The following is a 16847-nucleotide window of genomic DNA, read 5'->3' on the forward strand; positions in this document are numbered from 1 at the left end:
GGCCGGGCGGCCCGGTTCGCGCGGACGACCGCCCCGACGGCGTGCCTACCGAGCCGGACGACCGCCCCGACAGTGGGCCTACCGGTCCGCCGTGCCGCGCGGGACCACCGACGCGAGTACGGACGGCAGCGCGTGCCAGTCCGCCGAGATCAGGCTCGCGTCGCGCTGCGCCAGCAGCGCCAGCCGGTCGCGGGCCTGCTGCTCGGTGGGGTTGGTGCCGTCGATGGCGGGCGCCACGTTGTGCGCGTCCGTCATCAGCAGGAAGTAGTTGCGCCGGCTGTACCAGGAGGTGTCGATGGTGCCCGCCGCGTACGCGGCGGCGTCGCCGTCGAAGAAGACGAACCAGGGCCTGAGCGTCACGTCCGTGTACCGGGTACGGGGATCTCCCGCCGCGGCCTTGTGGACGGCGGGGAAGGCCGCGGCCTCGCCCAGCCGGCCGGCCGCCTTGAGGTCGCGCAGGTAGATCGCGTACTCCCGGTCGGTCCACAGGGTGTCCAGCGGGTTCTGCTCCTCCACGGTGCCCGGGATGAGCTCGACGATGAACTTCCCCGCGAGCTGTGCGCGCGTCGGCCAGGCACCGGCCTGGGCCGCCTGGTCGAGATCGGCGTGGCCGCCCGCCAGATCGCCGGGACGGTAGAGCGCGTCGCCGAGTTTGCTGGTCAGCAGCGCGTCGAGGGCGGCGGGGCCCCGGCCGCCCTGGCCCTGGAATCCGTCCTTCATCTCCAGCTTGAGCACGATGGGGCGGTGGCCCGGGTTGGCGTCGTGCCAGACCTTGATGTCGGCCAGGCAGCCCGGCAGGTCGCGGTTGCGTGTCTTGGTCCGCAGTTCGCCGGTGTCGGACGCGTTGACGCAGTTGTTGTCATTGCCGATCGGGTTGGAGTGCGACACGCGCCAGGAGGCGCCGTACACGTTGGTCCACACGTCGAGTTCGAGCATTCCGGCGCCGGAGTCCAGCGCGTCCGCGAAGTACGGGAACGTGGCCTTCTCGTAGGCGTTGTGGACACCGACCCCGGTGCCGGAGGGGTACGGCAGCTGGTCGGCGCCGGCGGCACCGGCCGGTGTGGCGACGAGGGCGAGCACGGCGGCGGCACCGGCCGCCAGGGTCGTACGGAGGAGCTTGGCCATATCCCTGGTTCCTCTCGGCATGCATGTCTTGGGCATGTCAACAGAGAGGGAGCGTAAGGGAGTTCGGTGACCAGCGGGAGGACATCGGGCCTACGGACACGATCGCCGGGACGACGGGCGGTGCGACGGGGGTGTGGCGGTGCTGCGACACGGGCCGCCGCCCCGGCGCGCGGCAGGGGTGAGCGCCGCCCTGTGCGGCTGCCGCACGGCACAGGGCCCCAGGGCCGGGGCCCACAGCTCAGCACTCAGAGCCCAGGGCTCAGGGCTCAGGGCTCAGGGCTCAGGGCTCAGGGCTCACCTGCGTACGGCCGGTCCGGGCGGTCCGGCCGGTCCCGTACGACCGCTCCTCGGCGGTCTGCGCACCGGAGCGGCCGGATGCGCGGGAGCGGCCGGCCCGTCGTTACGGAAGCTGCTCCTCGATGGCCGCACGTCCCCGCTCGGCGAGCTTGCGCCGGGCCCAGGCAAGGCTCTCCGGGGTGAGATCGCGGCCGGAGGCGAGCACGAGATCCTCGGCCGTCACCTCGTCACCGGCACCGGTGTGCAGCAGCCGGTCCGGGGTCGCGCTCTCGATCTCGAACGGGATCTCGGGCTGCGCAGCGGACTCTTCCTTCATGCCGCCTCCTCGTTCGTCCGGTGGGGCCATTGTCGTGCTCTCCGGGCCCGGTCGCATCCCCGGTCGCCCCCGGTCGCCCCCGGTCAGCCCGGCTGCCCGGGGTCCGGCTCGGGCCGGGCCTGTGCCGTGTGCCGGCGCCCGAGCAGTTCGGCGAGGCCGCGCCGGGTGGCGGCGAGGACCACCCGGTCCCTGGCGTGCAGCACGTAGCCGGGGTGCAGATCCCAGACGAGCCCGGGCGGCCGCCGCCCCTCGGGCCCCGGCCGGGTGGCCGCGAGGTCCGGCACCCGGTCGCCCGGGTCCGCCGTGTCGAGCGCGATGACCCGCCAGGCGCCGGGCCGGAACACCTCCGCGACCGTGCGCCCCTCCAGCCGGGGGTGGCCCGCGACATCGATGGCGGCCACCAGCAGCACCCGGCGCTCGACCGGGATCGCCCCGAGGATCTGGCGTCCCATCATCGCGATGGCGAAGGCCGGGGCGGCCAGGGTGGAGACGCTGCGGCTGCGGGTGAGCGCCCGGGGATGGGCCGCGCGCAGGGTGCGGTAGACGGCCGTGGCGAAGTCGTCGTCGTACAGCCGCAGGGCCACCCGCAGGTCGGGGGCGACGGAGCGGGCGTAGAGCGTGGCCTCCAGGTTGGTGGTGTCGACGCTGGTGAGGGCGAGCAGGGCGTGCGCGCGCTCGATCTTTGCGGCTTCCAGCACCCCTTCCTGGGTCACGTCGCCCAGGACGGTCGGGATCCGCAGACTGCGGGCGAGCGCGATGCCGCGCGCCTCGGGGTCCTCCTCCACACAGACCACGGGGATGCCCAGCTCGCGCAGGCCGACGAGGACACGGGTGCCGACCTTGCCGAGGCCGAGCAGGACGACATGGCCGGAGAGGCCGCGGGGCGGGCGGCGCAGCGACGACGCCGTACGGAACGTGCCGAGCGCCTCCAGGACCGCGGCGAGCACCACGGGCAGCAGCAGAATCCCGGTGACCATGGCGAGGAGCTGCATGACCTGCCGGTTCACCGGCTCGCCGACCGCGGGGTCACCGATGGCGAAGAGGTCGAGCAGCGTGAGGTAGAGGGCGCCCAGCGGGCGGACGCCGGTGGCGATCGACGAGGCGACGGCCAGCGCCAGCACGGCGGCGATGATCCCGGCGAACGACCAGCGCAGCCGGCGGGAGAAGAGCGAGGAGAGCGGGGCGCCCCGGCGGCCGAGCCGTCGGGACGGCAGATCGGGTCCGGCGTGGGACACCGCCTCCAGGACGACCGTTCCGCGCCCGGTGGCGGCGGCGGCACTCGCGTCGTCGGGCAGGAGCTGGGGCGCTTCCTGGCCGCTGTTCTCCGAGCCCTCCGTACCCGCCGGATCGTTGGTGGTGGCCGAGAGGAGGGCGAGGGTGCAGAGTCCGGGGTCGGCGACCTGGCCGGGACCCGGCGGGTTGCGCTCCACGGCACGCAGCAGCAGGCCGTCGGCGCGGATGACCTTGCTGGTGCCCGCGACCGCGGTGGCCGCCAGCGCGGGCGCGGCCGTGTCGGCGTCGGAGAGGACCGTGGTGGTCGCGTCGAGCGCCGCCTGGTCGAGGCCGGGGACCGCGACGGCGGCGGCCTGGTCGAGGAGTTCTTCGAGGTGCTGGCCGAGCTTGCGGTTGTAGAGCCGGATGACCAGGCGCAGTTGGGGGTTGAGACGGCGGGCGGCGAGTGCGGCCCGGATGTTGATCTCGTCGTCGTCATGGACCAGGGCGAGGGCCGCCGCGTCCGTCACCCCGGCCTCCTCCAGGGCGTCCTCGTCGAGTTCGGGGGTCTCCAGGACCCGCGGCCCGCTCGACGCCCGGCCGGGGCCGTCGTCCGCCGGGTCCGGCAGCGTCGCCGCCGTACGGGCCATGGCCGCCGACATCCGGCCGAAGAAGGCCGAGGCCCTGCCGAGCCCGGCGACCGGGGCGGGCGGCAGACGGGAGGCCCGTACGGGCGGCACGACCAGGGTGACCTGTTCGCCGTAGACATGGCGCAGCTCGCCCGCCAGCCGGTGGGCCAGTGTGTCGTCGCCGCAGACGATCATGTGGCCCGCCGCGGAGCCGTGGGGTACCTGGTGAGGAAGTGTGGGCACCGCACCAGTGTGCCGCGCCCGTGCCGCGCCCGTGTTCGGGAGAAGCACAGCCGTCCCGGCCGGGGGCGCGGCCGGGACGGCTGATTTCAGGTCAAAGCACTTCGTGCCGCGTATTGCTGAATGGGCGTCAGTTCAATTGGTCGTCAGGCTTCCCTGGCCTCAGGTTCCGGTGACGGAGTAGGAGTGTGCCCCCGTCCCGGCCAGCGCGCCCTGGTCGACGATCAGGTACTCGTCGCGCAGCGGTGTGCCCGCGAACCAGGACTCCAGGATCTCCCGGGTGCCCGCGGCGTAACGGGCCTGCGCCGAGAGCGAGGAGCCGGAGATGTGCGGGGTCATGCCGTGGTGCGGCATGGTCCGCCAGGGGTGGTCGGCGGGGGCGGGCTGCGGGTACCACACGTCTCCGGCGTACCCGGCGAGCTGTCCGCTGCGCAGCGCGCGGTCGACGGCGTCCCGGTCGGCGATCTTCGCGCGTGCGGTGTTGATGAGATAGGCGCCGCGCTTCATGGTGGCGATCATCTCGTCGCCGAACAGCCCCTTGGTCTCGGGGTGGAGGGGCGCGTTGATGGTGACGACGTCGCAGTGCGGGACCATGTCGGCCGCGCTCGCGTGCCAGGTGAGGCCCAGCTCCCGCTCGACGGACTCGGGCAGCCGGTGCCGGTCGGTGTAGTGGAGCCCCACGTCGAAGGGGGCGAGGCGGCGCAGGACGGCGAGTCCGATGCGGCCCGCGGCGACCGTGCCGACCTGCATGCCCTCCAGGTCGTACGAGCGGGCGACGCAGTCGGCGATGTTCCAGCCGCCGTCCAGGACCCACTGGTGGGAGGGGAGGTAGTTCCGTACGAGGGAGAGCGTCATCATCACCACGTGCTCGGCGACGCTGATGCTGTTGCAGTACGTGACCTCGGCGACGGTGATGCCCTTGGCGATGGCGGCGTCGAGGTCGACATGGTCGGAGCCGATGCCCGCGGTGACGGCGAGTTTCAGCTTCTCGGCCTTCGCGATGCGTTCGGCCGTCAGATAGGCGGGCCAGAAGGGCTGCGAGATGACCACGTCGGCGTCGACCAGTTCCCGGTCGAACACGGACCCGTCCCGGTCCTTGTCCGAGGTGACGACCAGGGTGTGGCCCTGGGACTCCAGATAGCCGCGCAGCCCCAGTTCGCCGGAGACGCTGCCGAGCAGTTCGCCCGGGGTGAAGTCGATGGACCGGGGGGTGGGGGTGGTCTGGCCGCCGGGGTAGTGGTCGATGCGGGGGAGGCCGTCCCGCGCGTAGGACTTCGGCGGGCCGTCCACCGGGTCGTCGTACAGCACACACAGCACCTTTGCCATGACTGCGGCTCCTCATCCGTTGCAGCGGGAAGGTGTCTTCACCTTCCCCGCCACGGTGAGCACGGTCAAAGCGAACTTTCCTATGCCCGGATAGCCGTGCCCTATCCCGGCACGGCTATCCGGGCGGGGTGTGGCGTGGGATCCGCGGCGAGGGGGTGTCCCCCGGTGACCGGGCCGGCCGGGCGGCCGGGTGCAGATGGGTGTCCAGCAGCCGGTCGAGCGCTTCCCGTACGCCCGCCTCCCTGGCGGTGTCCAGCAGGGCCCTGGCGAGGACGGGTTCGGGGGTGCGGTCGGCGATGACGAGGCCGACCCGGGGGCCGTGTGCCGGGTGCTCCAGCGGGATCACCCGCATCCCCTCGGGGACGCCGAACATGTGCAGCCAGGCGTGCGAGATGACGCTGGACCAGCGGCCGGCCGTGAGGTGCGCGTACAGCCCGGCGACGGAGTCGGTCTCGATGGCGGGCGCCACGGCGGGCACCCCGTCGGCGGCGAAGTACTCGTCCATGATGCGGCGGTTGCGCATCTGCGGGGAGAGCAGGCACAGCGGCTGTTCCGCGATGCTCGCCCAGCTGGCGAGCGGGTGGCCGGACAGGGGGCCGTCGTGCGGGGTGAGCAGCAGATAGCGCTCCTCGTACAGCGGGGTCCTGCGGACCTGTCCGAGGCTGTCGTCGTCCAGATAGGTGAGGGCGATGTCGAGTTCGAACGCGGCCAGTTTCCGGGCGATGTCACGCGAGGAGAGCGAGTCGAGCGAGACCCGGGCGCGCGGGTGGCGTTCGACGAAGGGGGTGGTGAGCAGGGAGGCGGCGGTGAGCGCGGTGGGGATGGCGCCCAGGCGCAGGGTGCCGGCGAGGCCGCCGCGCATCGCGGAGAGTTCATGGCGCAGGGCGTCGCGCTCGGCGAGGATGCGGTGCGCCCAGAGCAGTACCCGTTCGCCCTCGGGGGTGAGCCCTTCGAAGCGGCGGCCCCGGCGGACGATGGGCACGTCCAGCTCGTGTTCGAGCTTGCGGATGGCGGCGGAGAGCGAGGGCTGGGAGACGTAGCAGGCCGCCGCCGCGCGCGCGAAGTGGCGTTCCCTGGCGAGGGCGACCAGATACTCCAGTTGACGCAGCAACACCGCTCGCTCCCCTGCTCGTACGGCCCGTCCTCACCCTGCCAGGCCCCGGGCGCCGGAGGAACGGCGCGACGGACGCCGCGGGCCCGGCGCCGTACGGGGCACAGCGCGGCGACGGGCCCCGGCGCCGGGTCACAGCGGTACGAGGGTGACTTCCGTGGCCTTGACGCCGGTCCAGACGGAGGCACCGTCGGCCAGGCCGAGTTCGGCCGCCGCCTCGGGGGTGATCTCGGCGACCAGGTCGGGGGCCTCGTCCGAGGAGATCAGGACGCGCAGTCTGCTGCCGAGCGCGGTGATCTCCCGGACCGTGCCGGGCCAGACGTTGCGCGGGCTGCCGCCGGGCCGCTGCCGGTGCACGGAGACGGCCTCCGGGGCGATGATCGCCAGGGCCCGCGAGCCGGCCGGCGACGGCTCGGCGACCACCAGCCGGCCTCCCGCGTCGAGGGTGAGGCCGTCGGGCCCGAAGGCGCCGGGCCAGGCGTTGCGGCCGAGCATCCGGGCCACCCAGGGCGACCGGGGGTGCCGGGTCACCTCGGCGGGCGGGGCGTCCTGGAGGACCCGCCCCTCGTCGAGTACGAGGACCCGGTCGGCGAGGGAGACCGCCTCGACCGGATCGTGCGTGACGATCAGACAGACCCCGCCGAAGCCGTCGAGATGGCCGCGCAGGGTGTGCCGTACCTGCGCCCGGGTGGTCTGGTCGAGCGCGGCCAGCGGTTCGTCCAGGAGCAGCAGCCGGGGCCGGGCGGCCAGCGCGCGGGCGAGTGCGACGCGCTGCGCCTGGCCGCCGGAGACCTGGTGGGGCTTGCGGCCGGCGAGGTGTCCGACGCCGAGGCGGTCGAGCCAGTGCTGTGCGGTACGGCGGGCCTCCGCGCGGGGTATGCCGTGGGCGCGCAGCCCGTACGCGGTGTTGGCGAGGGCGCTGAGGTGCGGGAAGAGCGCGCCGTCCTGGGGGACCCAGGCGACACCCCGGCGGTGCGGCGGCAGGGCGGTGACGTCCAGTTCGCCGAGGCGCAGCTCCGCGTGGGCGCGGTGGGTGAGGCCGAGGAGTGCGCGCAGCAGGGTGGTCTTGCCGGCGCCGTTGGGTCCGACGACGGCGATGGTGGTGCCGGGTTCGGCGTCCAGTGCGAGCTGGTTGAAGCCGCTCACCTCGGCGCGCAGCCGCCACCGCTCCGGGGGCTCGCCGGGCGCGGCGGCCTTGTCGCCGGCCGGGGCCGCCGGGGCCGCGGAGGCCGCCGGGGCCGCCAGTGGCTCTCCCGTACCGTCGCCGTCCGGCAGTGCTCCGCGTCCCCGCGAGCGGTCCGGCGCCTGGCCCGTCCAGCGGCCCCGCAGCGCGACCAGCACGGCCATGGCGATGGCGAGCAGCAGCAGGGAGACGGAGGTGGCGGCCTCCGGCGAGTCCTGGAGCAGCAGATAGACCTGGAGCGGCAGGGTCTGGGTGGTGCCGGGCAGGTTCCCGGCGAAGGTGATCGTGGCGCCGAACTCGCCGAGCGCGCGCGCCCAGGTCAGCGCGGCGCCCGCGGCGAGCCCGGGCGCGACCATCGGCAGGGTGACGGTGAGGAAGACACGTACGGGCGAGGCGCCCAGCGACGCGGCCGTCTCCTCGTACGCGGGCCGCAGCCCGGCGAGGGTGCCTTCGAGACTGATGACGAGGAACGGCATGGCGACGAAGGTCGCGGCGACCACGGCGCCCGAGGTGTGGAACGGCAGGGTGATGCCGAAGGTGTCCTCCAGCCAGGGCCCGAGCAGCCCGCGCCGGCCGAAGCCGAGCAGCAGCGCCACACCGCCGACGGTCGGGGGCAGCACCATCGGCAGCAGGACGAGGGCGCGGACGAGGGCCTTGCCCGGGAAGTCCACCCGGGCCAGCAGCCAGGCCAGCGGCACGCCGAGCAGCAGCGAGAGCGCGAGCGCCCAGAACGACACGAGCAGGGAGAGCTTCAGCGCCTCGACCACGCCGGGGCTGGTGAGGTGGGTGCCCAGCTCACCCCAGGTGGTCCGGGCGAGAATGCCGATCAGGGGCAGCAGCAGGAACGCGACGGCGAGCAGCGCGGGCAGTGCCAGCGCGACGGGGGCGCGGAGCCCCCGGGCGCGGGAGTGGCTCATCGGGGCCCCGGTTACGGCTGCTGGAAACCGGCCGCCTGGAGGATCTTCTGGGCCTCCGGGCCGCTGAGCCAGCTGACGAACGCCGCAGCGGCGTCGGCGTTCTTGGACGTCTTGAGCGTGGCGGCCGGGTACTGGGCGATCGCGTTCTGCGTGTCGGGGATCTCGACGGCGTCGACCTTGTCCGTCGCGGTGGCGGCGTCGGTCTTGTAGACGATGCCGGCGTCGGCCTCGCCCAGCTCGACCTTGCTCAGCACGGCGCGGACGTTCGGCTCCTGCGAGACCGGCTTCACGGTGATCTTCTGCGCGTCCAGCACCTGCTTGCTGTAGCGGCCCACGGGCACCTCGGGGGCGGCCAGGACGACCTTCAGCTTCGGGTCGGCGAGACCCTTCAGGTTCTCGATCTTGTCCGGGTTGCCCTCGCCGACGGCGATGACCAGGCGGTTCTTGGCGATGACCGTCGGGGTGCCGGTGTCGCCCCGCAACCCGTCCATGGTCTTGGTGTCGGCGGTGACCAGCGCGTCGGCCGGTGCTCCCTGGTCGACCTGCGCGGCCAGTTCCTGCGAACCGGCGAAGGAGAACGTGAGCCGGGTGCCCGGGTTGGCCTTCTCGTACGCGGCGCCCGCCGTCTTGAAGACGTCGGTGAGCGAGGCGGCGGCGAGCACGGTGAGCTGGGCCTTGGGGGCGCCGCCCGGCGAGGCGCCGTCCTTGGCACCGGTGCCGGTGTCCTTCGCGTCGTCCTTTCCTCCGCAGGCCGCCAGCGGCAGGAGAAGGGCGGCGGTCACCAGCGCGGTGGCGGCGCGGCGGCGGGTGAGGGCGAGGGACATGAGGAGGCTCCTTGGCGGTGGGACGGCGGCGGGGAGTGACGCGGCCGGGAGGGTTCAGACGCGGTCGATGTGCACGCTGGTGGCCTTCACGCGGGCCGTGGCCTCCACGCCGACCTCGAGTCCCAGCTCCTCGACCGCTTCCCGGGTGAGCAGCGAGACCAGCCGGTGCGGCCCCGCCTGGATCTCCACCTGGGCCGCGACATCGCCGAGGGTGACGGCTGTGACGATGCCGGGGAACGCGTTGCGGGCCGAGGTGTACGAGACGTCCTCCCCGTCCGGGCCGCTCTGGGCGACCTCGACGGAGAACGCGGCCAGCGCGCGGCCGTCGATGAGACGGCGTCCGCCCTCGTCGCGATGGGTGGCGACCCGGCCCGCGTCGGCCCAGCGGCGGGCCGTGTCGGGACTCACCCCGAGGAGCCGGGCCGCTTGGCCGATGGTGTACGACTGCATGTGCGACAAGATAGGCCGGAGCGTCTCGCATTTACAATTCTTCAGATGATATTCCCTGGCAGGTGCGTGGATACACCGATCGCGGACGCGTGGATACGTCGATACCCCGATACGCCGAACGCAGTTGAACGGCCGTCTCAGCTGAACGGCCGTCTCAGCGCTTGACGGCCCGCAGGATCACGAACTTCGGATCGCTCGTCACCGTCTCGCAGTTGCCGAAGAGCCGGCGCAGCTTGGTGTGGTAGCCGAGGTGGCGATTGCCGATGACCCACAGCTCTCCCCCGGTCCGCAGCACCGCGCGCGCCCCGGTGAACATCCGCCACGCCGTCGCGTCGGTGGTCGACTGGTGCGTGTGGAACGGCGGATTGGTCAGGACGAGGTCGGCCGACTCCCCCGGTACGCCGGTCAGGCTGTCGCCGAGGACGAACTCCGCCGCCGCCGTGTCGTCGGCGTTCTTGCGGAAGGTCGCCTCGGCCGAGGCGACGGCCGCGTACGACTCGTCGACGAAGGTCACGGTGGCGTCCGGGTTGCCCAGCGCCACGGCGGTGCCGATGACGCCGTTGCCGCAGCCCAGGTCGATGACCCGCTCGGGCCCGTGGCGCCGCGGGAGGTGCCGCAGCAGGAACCGGGTGCCGATGTCGAGCCGTTCCGCGCAGAAGATCCCGGCGTGGTTGACGACCGTACGGCCCGACACGGAGCCGAGTCCTTCGGGCAGCGCGTAGCTGTGCGGCCAGGGGCTGGTGGTCCTGGTCCGCCCCGCCGTGGGCGTACAGAAGATGAGCCGCGCCTTCTTGACGGCGAGGGAGGTCTTCGTGGGGCCGAGGATCTGGTCGAACAGCTTCAGGGTGGACGTATGGATCTCCGTCACCCGGCCCGTGCCGATGACGACGGTCCCGGGGTGCACGGAGGGCGCCAGCCGGTGGAGCTGGTCCTCCAGCATGGCGAGGCTCTTGGGAACGCGGACCAGCAGGACGTCGATCCGCTCCGGTGGCGTGTCCAGGGTGGACAGCAGGCGCCCGGCGTCCGGACCGAGACCGGCGCGGCGCAGATTGGCGCGGGTGGCCTGCTGGGTGAGGTACGAGTCGCTGATCTGCACGAGATCGCCCGCGGCCCGCTCCTCGTGTCCGGCGAGCGCGGTGGTGAGCGCGCCCCACCGATCTCCGACGATCACGACGGTGCCGGAGAGCCCGGCCGCTCCGGCTTCCCCGAGGTGGCTCAGCAGGTACTCGTCGGCGGCGTCCCACGCGCGCAGCGTCTCGCGGGGATGCTCGGGGAATCGGGTGAGGCCGAACTCGCCCCAGGGTGTCGTCAAACGGTTCATCGTGCCCTCAGGCTATCCGCCCGGGAGCGGGCCGTGCGCCGCACGGCCCGCGCGACCGGCCGGGGTCCCGCCCCCGGTCAGGTGGCGGCCCGGTCGGCCCGGTCCTGGGAGGAGAGTCTGCGAGCCCGGTCCAGGGCCGCCTGGGCCTGGCCGATGCTGAGGACCGCGGCGAACTCCGTACGGGCGATCTCCAGGACCACTTCGGCGTCGGCCGGCGGACGCGGGTGATCCCGCAGGGCGATGTCCGCGGCGGCCTGGGCCAGGAGATCGTCGTCCGGGGACGCCCCGGGCTGGGACATGGTGTGGAGCACTTGGTGCCAGAGTCCGGTCATCGCGTCATTTCCCTTCGTCCGTGAGGGTGGCGTCGGTGGGGGTGGCATCAGGGGGCGTGCCGTCGGCGGGAACGCCGTCAGCGGATGCGCTGTCGGCGGGTGTGCCGTCGGCGGGTGTGCCGTCGGCGGGTCTGTCGGTGACGGGTCTGTCGGTGACGGGGACGTCGGTGACGGGGACGTCTTCGGTGGGGATCCCGAGCGTGGCGAGGGCGTGGTGGACGAGTTCGTCGGCCAGCAGTTCCCGGGAGAACGCGGTGGCGTCGCGGGCCCAGTGGGCCACCAGTTCGTTGATGGCCCCGATGAGCGCCACGATGGCGAGGGAGTAGTCGCGGGGCGCGGACTCGCCCCGTTCGACGGCCCGCTCCGCCTCTCCGCTGAGGAAGTCGGACCACAGGCTCCGCCACAGCAGCCGGTGCTCCTCGACCGCGCGGCCGGCGCCGATCACCTCGACGAACGCGATCCGGGTGGCGGCGGGCTCCGCGGTGACGGCGTCCAGATAGGAGCGGGTCAGCGCCGTGATGCGGCTCCGGGCCCCGGCCGACTCCATCCCGGGGTCGCTGAGGACCGTCAGCGCGGCCTCCATGCCGGCGCGCGCGACGTCGTTGTGGAGCGCGATGAGCAGCGCCTCACGACCCTCGAACTCCTCGTAGAACGCGCGGATCGAGACGTGGGCGGTGGCACAGATCCGCTCGATGGAGGTGGCCGGATAGCCGCGGGTGGTGAACAGGTCGGTCGCGGTCGCCAGCAGCCGCTCGCGGCGAAGGGCCCTGCGCTCCTGTCCCGCCCGGTCCTGTCCCGCCCGGTCCGATCCCGAACGGTCCTGGTCCACCCGGTCCTGGTCCGCGCGAGTCTCCTTGGCTTTCGTACGGGCGTACGATGACGTCGCCGTCGTGTCCGCGGAATTCCGGCACGGATCCATCCGACCTCCCCGAATCGCCCTGGGAACACACGGTGTTGTCACCGGTAAGAGCGCTTGTCGAGCATGCCACGCGCCACAGGCCGACACGCCACGTTCCACGAATGCGCGCGAAACCGCAAAAATGTCCGACGCGACGGACCGTCCGCCCGTGCGCCTGGCCCGGGTTCGCCGTACGGGAGCGCTCGCACGCCGCCGGATCACTCGGATGGTCGGCGCACCGGGCTGCCGGGCCGTCGGAGCGGGATGCTCGTAGTGACCGGCCGTGCCACGGCACCGACCACGGCGAGAGGGACCGTCATGACCACTCCCGCCGAACGGGCGGAGCGCGGCAGGGCGGCCCGCAAGAAGGCGTCCCGGTCCTCGCACGGGTTGTGGATCCCGGGCGTCGACCGGCCCGACCCGCTCGCCGTCCTGGCCCGGCAGGCCGCACGCCGGGTACCCGAACTGGCGCCACTGCGCTACGAGCGGATGGCCGCGTCCCCGTTCGCCTATCTGCGCGGCGCCGCCGCCGTGATGGCCGCCGATCTGGCGACCCAGCCGGACACCGGGCTGACCGTTCAACTCTGCGGTGACGCCCACCTGCTGAACTTCGGCGTCTTCGCCTCGCCCGACCGCGCCCTGCTCTTCGATCTCAACAACTTCGACGAGACCCTTCCCGGCCCGTTCGAATGGGATGTGAAACGGCTCGCGACCAGCGTCGCGGTCGTCGTCCTCGACCAGGGCGGCTCGGCGGCGGACGCCCGGGACGGGGCGCGGGCCGCCGCCGGGGCGTACCGCCGGTCGATGCGCCGGCTGGCGCGCCTGCGCGAACTGGACGTCTGGTACGAGCGGATCGACACCGCCGGCCTGCTCGCCCTCGTGCGGTCGGCCCCGCGCGGTCGCGTCGGGGCGGACCTGTCGCGCGCCCGGCGGAGCACCGGCCCGCGGACGGTGGCGAAGCTGACCGACACGGCGGAGGGACGGCGCCGGATCATCCACGATCCGCCGCGGCTCGAACCGGTCGGTCCCCTCGACACGGCGATGCTCCGGCGGATCTTCATCGGTTACCGCAGCACACTCCCCGAGGAGCGGCGGATGCTCCTCGACCGGTTCAGGTTCGTCGACGTGGCCCGCAAGGTGGTGGGGGTCGGGAGCGTCGGCACCCGGTGCTTCGTCGTACTGCTGGAAGGGCGCGACGCCGGCGATCCGCTCCTCCTCCAGATCAAGGAGGCCGAGCCGTCCGTGCTCGAACCGCATCTCCGGCCCAGTGTCTACCCCCACCAGGGCCACCGGGTGGTCGCGGGGCAGCGGCTGCTCCAGGCGGCCGGTGACATCTTCCTCGGCTGGGTCACCGGTCCCGAGGGCCGCCACTTCTACTGGCGCGGGCTCCGGGACATGAGGGGCTCGGCCGTCATCGACGGTATGCCGCCGGCCCTGCTGCGCGAGTACGCGAAGCTGTGCGGCCGGGCGCTGGCCCGGGCGCACGCACGGTCCGGGGACCGGATCGCCATCGCGCACTACCTCGGCGGGGCGGACACCTTCGACCGCGCCGTGGCGGAGTTCGCCCTGCGCTACACCGGCCGGAACAGGGCCGACCACGCCGCGCTCAGGGCGTCGTCGGCCCTGTTCCGGCCGGTGGACCGGATCCCGGCGGCCATCCGCTGAGCACGTCAGTTCTCCGGCACCGGACCCGCCGTGTCGAGCGCCGCGCCGACGTCGTCGGCGAGGGTGACCGCGACCTCCCGGATCTGCCGGGAGGGGACGACCCCGGGCGTCGGCAGCAGCATGTAGCGGCCCTGGTAGTGCCCGCCCGCGGCGGCCCGGAGTTCGATCTCGCCGTCCGGCCAGCCCCGTCCCTCCAGGTCCCACGGTTCACGGTCCACGACGACCGTGCCGTCCTGCTCCAGCCGCGCCGGGTGCCCGAGCAGGCTCCCGTACTCGAACCGGCAGCTCCGCAGCCGCAGGATGTCGACCAGGTGACGGCCGACCTGGTCGACCACGGCGGCGGAGGAACCGTGCTGCTGGGCCAGCCGGGCGGTGTCGTGGATGCGGGCGAGGAGCCCCGCGTCGACCACGGTCATGACCCGCAGCCGCCGCGCCCGCGCGGCGAGTTGGGAGACCGCGAGCCCCACGGCCAGCAGCAGGACGGCCGTGGTGAGGTCGTTGGCGCCGGTCACGGCGAAGCGTTCGTACGGCCGGACGAGGAAGAAGTCGAACCAGACCGCGGCGGAGAGCGCGGCGACCGCGCCCGCGACACGGTTGCCGAGCGCGGCGACCGCCACGACGACCACGACGAAGATCAGCGCCAGGTTCGTACCCGCCACCCCCGTGCGCAGCGGCACCAGCGCCCCTGCGACCGCCAGGGGCGCGAGCGGCGCCGCGACCAGCGCGACCCGGTCACGCGGTGAGAAGCGCATGGTCCACCTCGCCGTGCCGGTGCGGAGGCCCGGCCCCGCCGGGGGCCGCCGGCCGGCGGCCCTCCACTCCAGCGTGCGCCCGCCGGATCCGGTGGGGCGGGGCCGGCCGGGGTCTTGACGGAGCCCTGCCGCGGACCCGGGGGAGCTTGACGCACCCTTGACGCACCCGTCACGCACCCGTCACACGCCCCTCACGCGCCCCCATGGCGGCCGGCCCGCCGAACCGGCGCGAAGCCCGCCCGGCCGGCGCATGCACATCGCGTGAAACGGCTGTGGGGCGTACGGGACCCGTGATACGCCTGCCGTTATGGACGATCTTGTGACGGAGCGGCTGGTGCTCCATCCGCTGAGCGTGCTCGAAGCCGAGCGGGTGGCGGCGGGCGAACCCGCGGCCGGCGATCTGTGGGCACCCGGGTACCCCGCGGACGGGGACATGGCGGGGGCCCGGCGCTTCCTGACGACGTGTTCGATCACCGGCGATCCGGGGCCCTTCGGCACGTACGAGATCCGCCGCCGTACGGACGGGCACGCGATCGGCGGTCTCGACTTCCACTCCGTCCCCGACGAGGATCTCGCCGTCACGATCGGCTACGGGCTGATCCCCTCCGTCCATGGACAGGGGTACGCGTCCGAGGCGCTGCGCGGACTGCTGCGGTACGCGCGGGCCCGCGGGGTCAGCCGGGTCCAGGGGGACACCGATCAGGACAACATCGCGTCGCAGCGGGTCATGACGGCGGTGGGCATGCGGCTGGTCGCGGAGGACGAGGCGCTGAAGTACTACCGGATCGTCTTCCCCGTCGACGGAAAGGCGGCCGACGCCCTGCGGTCGTGGACGGACGGCCGACGGGCGGGGTGACCCGACCGGCCCATCCGGGGGCCGGGCGGGGGTCCGAACGGGCCCGCGCGGGAAGGGAGTGATCGTGCGTGATGTCAGAGTCGTCCTGAGCGCGCCGGTGGCGGAGTTCGTGAAGCGGGGCCGGGAGCCCGTCGTCACCCAGACGCTGCGCTCGACCGCCGCCGCGACCATCTCGTACGTGGTCGCGGTGCGGCTGAGCAGCGAGCCCGCGCCGCTCACCGCGCCGCTGACCGCGCTGCTCGTCGTACAGGTGACGCTGTACTCCACCCTGACCACCGGTATCCGCAGGGTGAACGCCGTGGTGGCCGGGGTGCTCGTCGCCAGCGCCTTCAGTGTGCTGGTCGGGCTGACCTGGTGGAGCCTGGGGCTGATCATTCTCGCCTCGCTCGTCGTCGGACGGATCGTGCGGGTGAGCGAGTTCGTGCCCGAGGTCGCGATCAGCGCCATGCTCGTGCTCGGGGTGCCCCGGGTGGCGTCCACCGCGTGGGACCGGGTGCTGGAGACGCTGATCGGCGCGGTGGTGGGACTGCTGTTCAACTTCCTGCTGGCGCCACCGGTGTGGGTCGCCACGGCGGGTGAGTCCGTGGAAGGCCTCGCCCGCCGGATGCGCCAGCTCCTGCTGCGGATCGGGGAGGGGCTGACGGAGGCCATCCCGGTGGAGCACGCCGCCTCGCGGCTGCACGAGGCACGCCGGCTCGACCACGACATCAGCGAGGTGGACGCGGCACTGCGCCAGGCGGAGGACAGCGTCCGGCTCAACCCCCGGGTGAAGGAGGGGCTGTTGCACCGGGTGGTGCTGCGGACCGGCCTGGACACCCTGGAGATCTGCACCGTGGTGCTGCGGGTGCTGGCCAGAACCCTCACCGACCTCGCCAAGGAGCGCGAGCGGGAGGCGCTGTTCGCCCCGGAGGTCGGAGCGGCGCTGCAGGAATTGCTCGGCCTGGTCGCCGACGCGGTGGTGAGCTTCGCCGTCATGGTGACCACGGACGTCACCCGGAGCGCCGAGACGGCGGAGGCGCGGCTCGCCGAGGATCTGGACGCGGCGCGGGCGAGCCGGGAGCGGCTGGCGGGGCTGCTGCTCGCGGAGGTACGGCGCGACCCGGAGCAGTGGCAGCTCCACGGCGCGCTCCTGGCCGAGCTGGACCGGATCCTCGACGAGCTGGACCTGGAGCACCGTTCCCGGCGGCTGATGGAGGAACTGGACCGGGCCTCCCGGGAACAGCGGGAACGCCATCCCCGGCTGACGGCGGCCTGGCAATGGGCAGGCCGAAAGTTCACGCGGCGCGGACGCTAGAGAGCCGTACGGGAACGAGGGCGGGAATGCGCGGAGGCCGGCTTCAATCGGTCATCGGCACGGTGGGATTCGCCGGATTCCGGCGCAACGGAAAACTAC

The 16847-nt window shown here is 73.3% G+C and carries 15 protein-coding genes; 3 read left to right on the forward strand and 12 right to left on the reverse strand.

Features of this window, described 5'->3' with window-relative positions; all coding sequences use genetic code 11:
• Nucleotides 1-78: 78 nt before the first annotated feature.
• From ACFXKG_RS38330 to ACFXKG_RS38380, 11 genes are all read right to left on the reverse strand, one after another.
• Nucleotides 79-1125, reverse strand: coding sequence for a phosphatidylinositol-specific phospholipase C domain-containing protein (locus ACFXKG_RS38330; protein WP_384849309.1), 1047 nt, complete (start codon nt 1123-1125; stop codon nt 79-81).
• A 400-nt stretch (nt 1126-1525) separates the two neighbouring features.
• Nucleotides 1526-1738 (reverse strand): hypothetical protein, encoded by a 213-nt coding sequence (locus tag ACFXKG_RS38335; protein WP_365818849.1) that lies wholly within the window; start codon nt 1736-1738, stop codon nt 1526-1528.
• Between the two features lie 83 nt (nt 1739-1821).
• Nucleotides 1822-3774 carry an NAD-binding protein gene (locus ACFXKG_RS38340; RefSeq protein WP_384849419.1) on the reverse strand — a complete coding sequence of 651 codons (1953 nt, stop codon included), beginning with the start codon at nt 3772-3774 and terminating at the stop codon, nt 1822-1824.
• A gap of 207 nt (nt 3775-3981) precedes the next feature.
• Complete coding sequence (locus tag ACFXKG_RS38345; protein WP_384849312.1) at nt 3982-5145, reverse strand: NAD-dependent formate dehydrogenase; 1164 nt, start codon at nt 5143-5145, stop codon at nt 3982-3984.
• A gap of 115 nt (nt 5146-5260) precedes the next feature.
• Nucleotides 5261-6259, reverse strand: a complete 999-nt coding sequence (locus ACFXKG_RS38350) for a LysR family transcriptional regulator (RefSeq protein WP_384849315.1) — start codon at nt 6257-6259, stop codon at nt 5261-5263.
• Nucleotides 6260-6388: 129 nt separating this feature from the next.
• Nucleotides 6389-8356: an ABC transporter permease gene (locus ACFXKG_RS38355; protein WP_384849318.1), complete on the reverse strand. Its 1968-nt coding sequence runs from the start codon at nt 8354-8356 to the stop codon at nt 6389-6391.
• 11 nt (nt 8357-8367) lie between these two features.
• Nucleotides 8368-9180, reverse strand: a complete 813-nt coding sequence (modA, locus tag ACFXKG_RS38360; RefSeq protein WP_384849321.1) for a molybdate ABC transporter substrate-binding protein — start codon at nt 9178-9180, stop codon at nt 8368-8370.
• Nucleotides 9181-9234: 54 nt separating this feature from the next.
• A complete protein-coding gene (locus ACFXKG_RS38365; RefSeq protein ID WP_384849324.1) occupies nt 9235-9630 on the reverse strand; it encodes a molybdopterin-binding protein in 396 nt (131 codons plus the stop codon).
• A gap of 154 nt (nt 9631-9784) precedes the next feature.
• A complete protein-coding gene (locus ACFXKG_RS38370) occupies nt 9785-10951 on the reverse strand; it encodes a methyltransferase (protein ID WP_384849327.1) in 1167 nt (388 codons plus the stop codon).
• A gap of 77 nt (nt 10952-11028) precedes the next feature.
• Nucleotides 11029-11283, reverse strand: a complete 255-nt coding sequence (locus ACFXKG_RS38375; protein WP_384849330.1) for a hypothetical protein — start codon at nt 11281-11283, stop codon at nt 11029-11031.
• Nucleotides 11284-11287: 4 nt separating this feature from the next.
• Nucleotides 11288-12112 carry a TetR family transcriptional regulator gene (locus ACFXKG_RS38380; protein WP_384849333.1) on the reverse strand — a complete coding sequence of 275 codons (825 nt, stop codon included), beginning with the start codon at nt 12110-12112 and terminating at the stop codon, nt 11288-11290.
• A 387-nt stretch (nt 12113-12499) separates the two neighbouring features.
• Here ACFXKG_RS38380 and ACFXKG_RS38385 point away from each other — a divergent pair, with 387 nt between their 5' ends.
• A complete protein-coding gene (locus tag ACFXKG_RS38385; RefSeq protein WP_384849336.1) occupies nt 12500-13846 on the forward strand; it encodes a DUF2252 domain-containing protein in 1347 nt (448 codons plus the stop codon).
• Nucleotides 13847-13851: 5 nt separating this feature from the next.
• Here the strand turns inward: ACFXKG_RS38385 and ACFXKG_RS38390 are convergent, their stop codons facing one another.
• Entirely contained in the window at nt 13852-14598 is a 747-nt protein-coding gene (locus ACFXKG_RS38390) for a DUF4118 domain-containing protein (RefSeq protein WP_384849339.1), read from the reverse strand.
• 307 nt (nt 14599-14905) lie between these two features.
• Here ACFXKG_RS38390 and ACFXKG_RS38395 point away from each other — a divergent pair, with 307 nt between their 5' ends.
• Nucleotides 14906-15454, forward strand: a complete 549-nt coding sequence (locus tag ACFXKG_RS38395) for a GNAT family N-acetyltransferase (RefSeq protein ID WP_384849342.1) — start codon at nt 14906-14908, stop codon at nt 15452-15454.
• A 64-nt stretch (nt 15455-15518) separates the two neighbouring features.
• Entirely contained in the window at nt 15519-16748 is a 1230-nt protein-coding gene (locus ACFXKG_RS38400; protein WP_384849345.1) for an aromatic acid exporter family protein, read from the forward strand.
• Nucleotides 16749-16847 lie beyond the last annotated feature (99 nt).

This window comes from Streptomyces sp. NPDC059255 (assembly GCF_042752355.1).
Lineage (GTDB): Bacteria > Actinomycetota > Actinomycetes > Streptomycetales > Streptomycetaceae > Streptomyces.

Coding starts and splice junctions, on each gene's coding strand:
- ACFXKG_RS38365 (WP_384849324.1), bottom strand. CDS start 9,630: ATGCAGTCGTACACCATCGGCCAAGCGGCCCGGCTCCTCGGGGTGAGT.
- ACFXKG_RS38330 (WP_384849309.1), bottom strand. CDS start 1,125: ATGGCCAAGCTCCTCCGTACGACCCTGGCGGCCGGTGCCGCCGCCGTG.
- ACFXKG_RS38340 (WP_384849419.1), bottom strand. CDS start 3,774: ATGATCGTCTGCGGCGACGACACACTGGCCCACCGGCTGGCGGGCGAG.
- ACFXKG_RS38375 (WP_384849330.1), bottom strand. CDS start 11,283: ATGACCGGACTCTGGCACCAAGTGCTCCACACCATGTCCCAGCCCGGG.
- ACFXKG_RS38385 (WP_384849336.1), top strand. CDS start 12,500: ATGACCACTCCCGCCGAACGGGCGGAGCGCGGCAGGGCGGCCCGCAAG.
- modA (WP_384849321.1), bottom strand. CDS start 9,180: ATGTCCCTCGCCCTCACCCGCCGCCGCGCCGCCACCGCGCTGGTGACC.
- ACFXKG_RS38370 (WP_384849327.1), bottom strand. CDS start 10,951: ATGAACCGTTTGACGACACCCTGGGGCGAGTTCGGCCTCACCCGATTC.
- ACFXKG_RS38390 (WP_384849339.1), bottom strand. CDS start 14,598: ATGCGCTTCTCACCGCGTGACCGGGTCGCGCTGGTCGCGGCGCCGCTC.
- ACFXKG_RS38355 (WP_384849318.1), bottom strand. CDS start 8,356: ATGAGCCACTCCCGCGCCCGGGGGCTCCGCGCCCCCGTCGCGCTGGCA.
- ACFXKG_RS38395 (WP_384849342.1), top strand. CDS start 14,906: ATGGACGATCTTGTGACGGAGCGGCTGGTGCTCCATCCGCTGAGCGTG.
- ACFXKG_RS38335 (WP_365818849.1), bottom strand. CDS start 1,738: ATGAAGGAAGAGTCCGCTGCGCAGCCCGAGATCCCGTTCGAGATCGAG.
- ACFXKG_RS38345 (WP_384849312.1), bottom strand. CDS start 5,145: ATGGCAAAGGTGCTGTGTGTGCTGTACGACGACCCGGTGGACGGCCCG.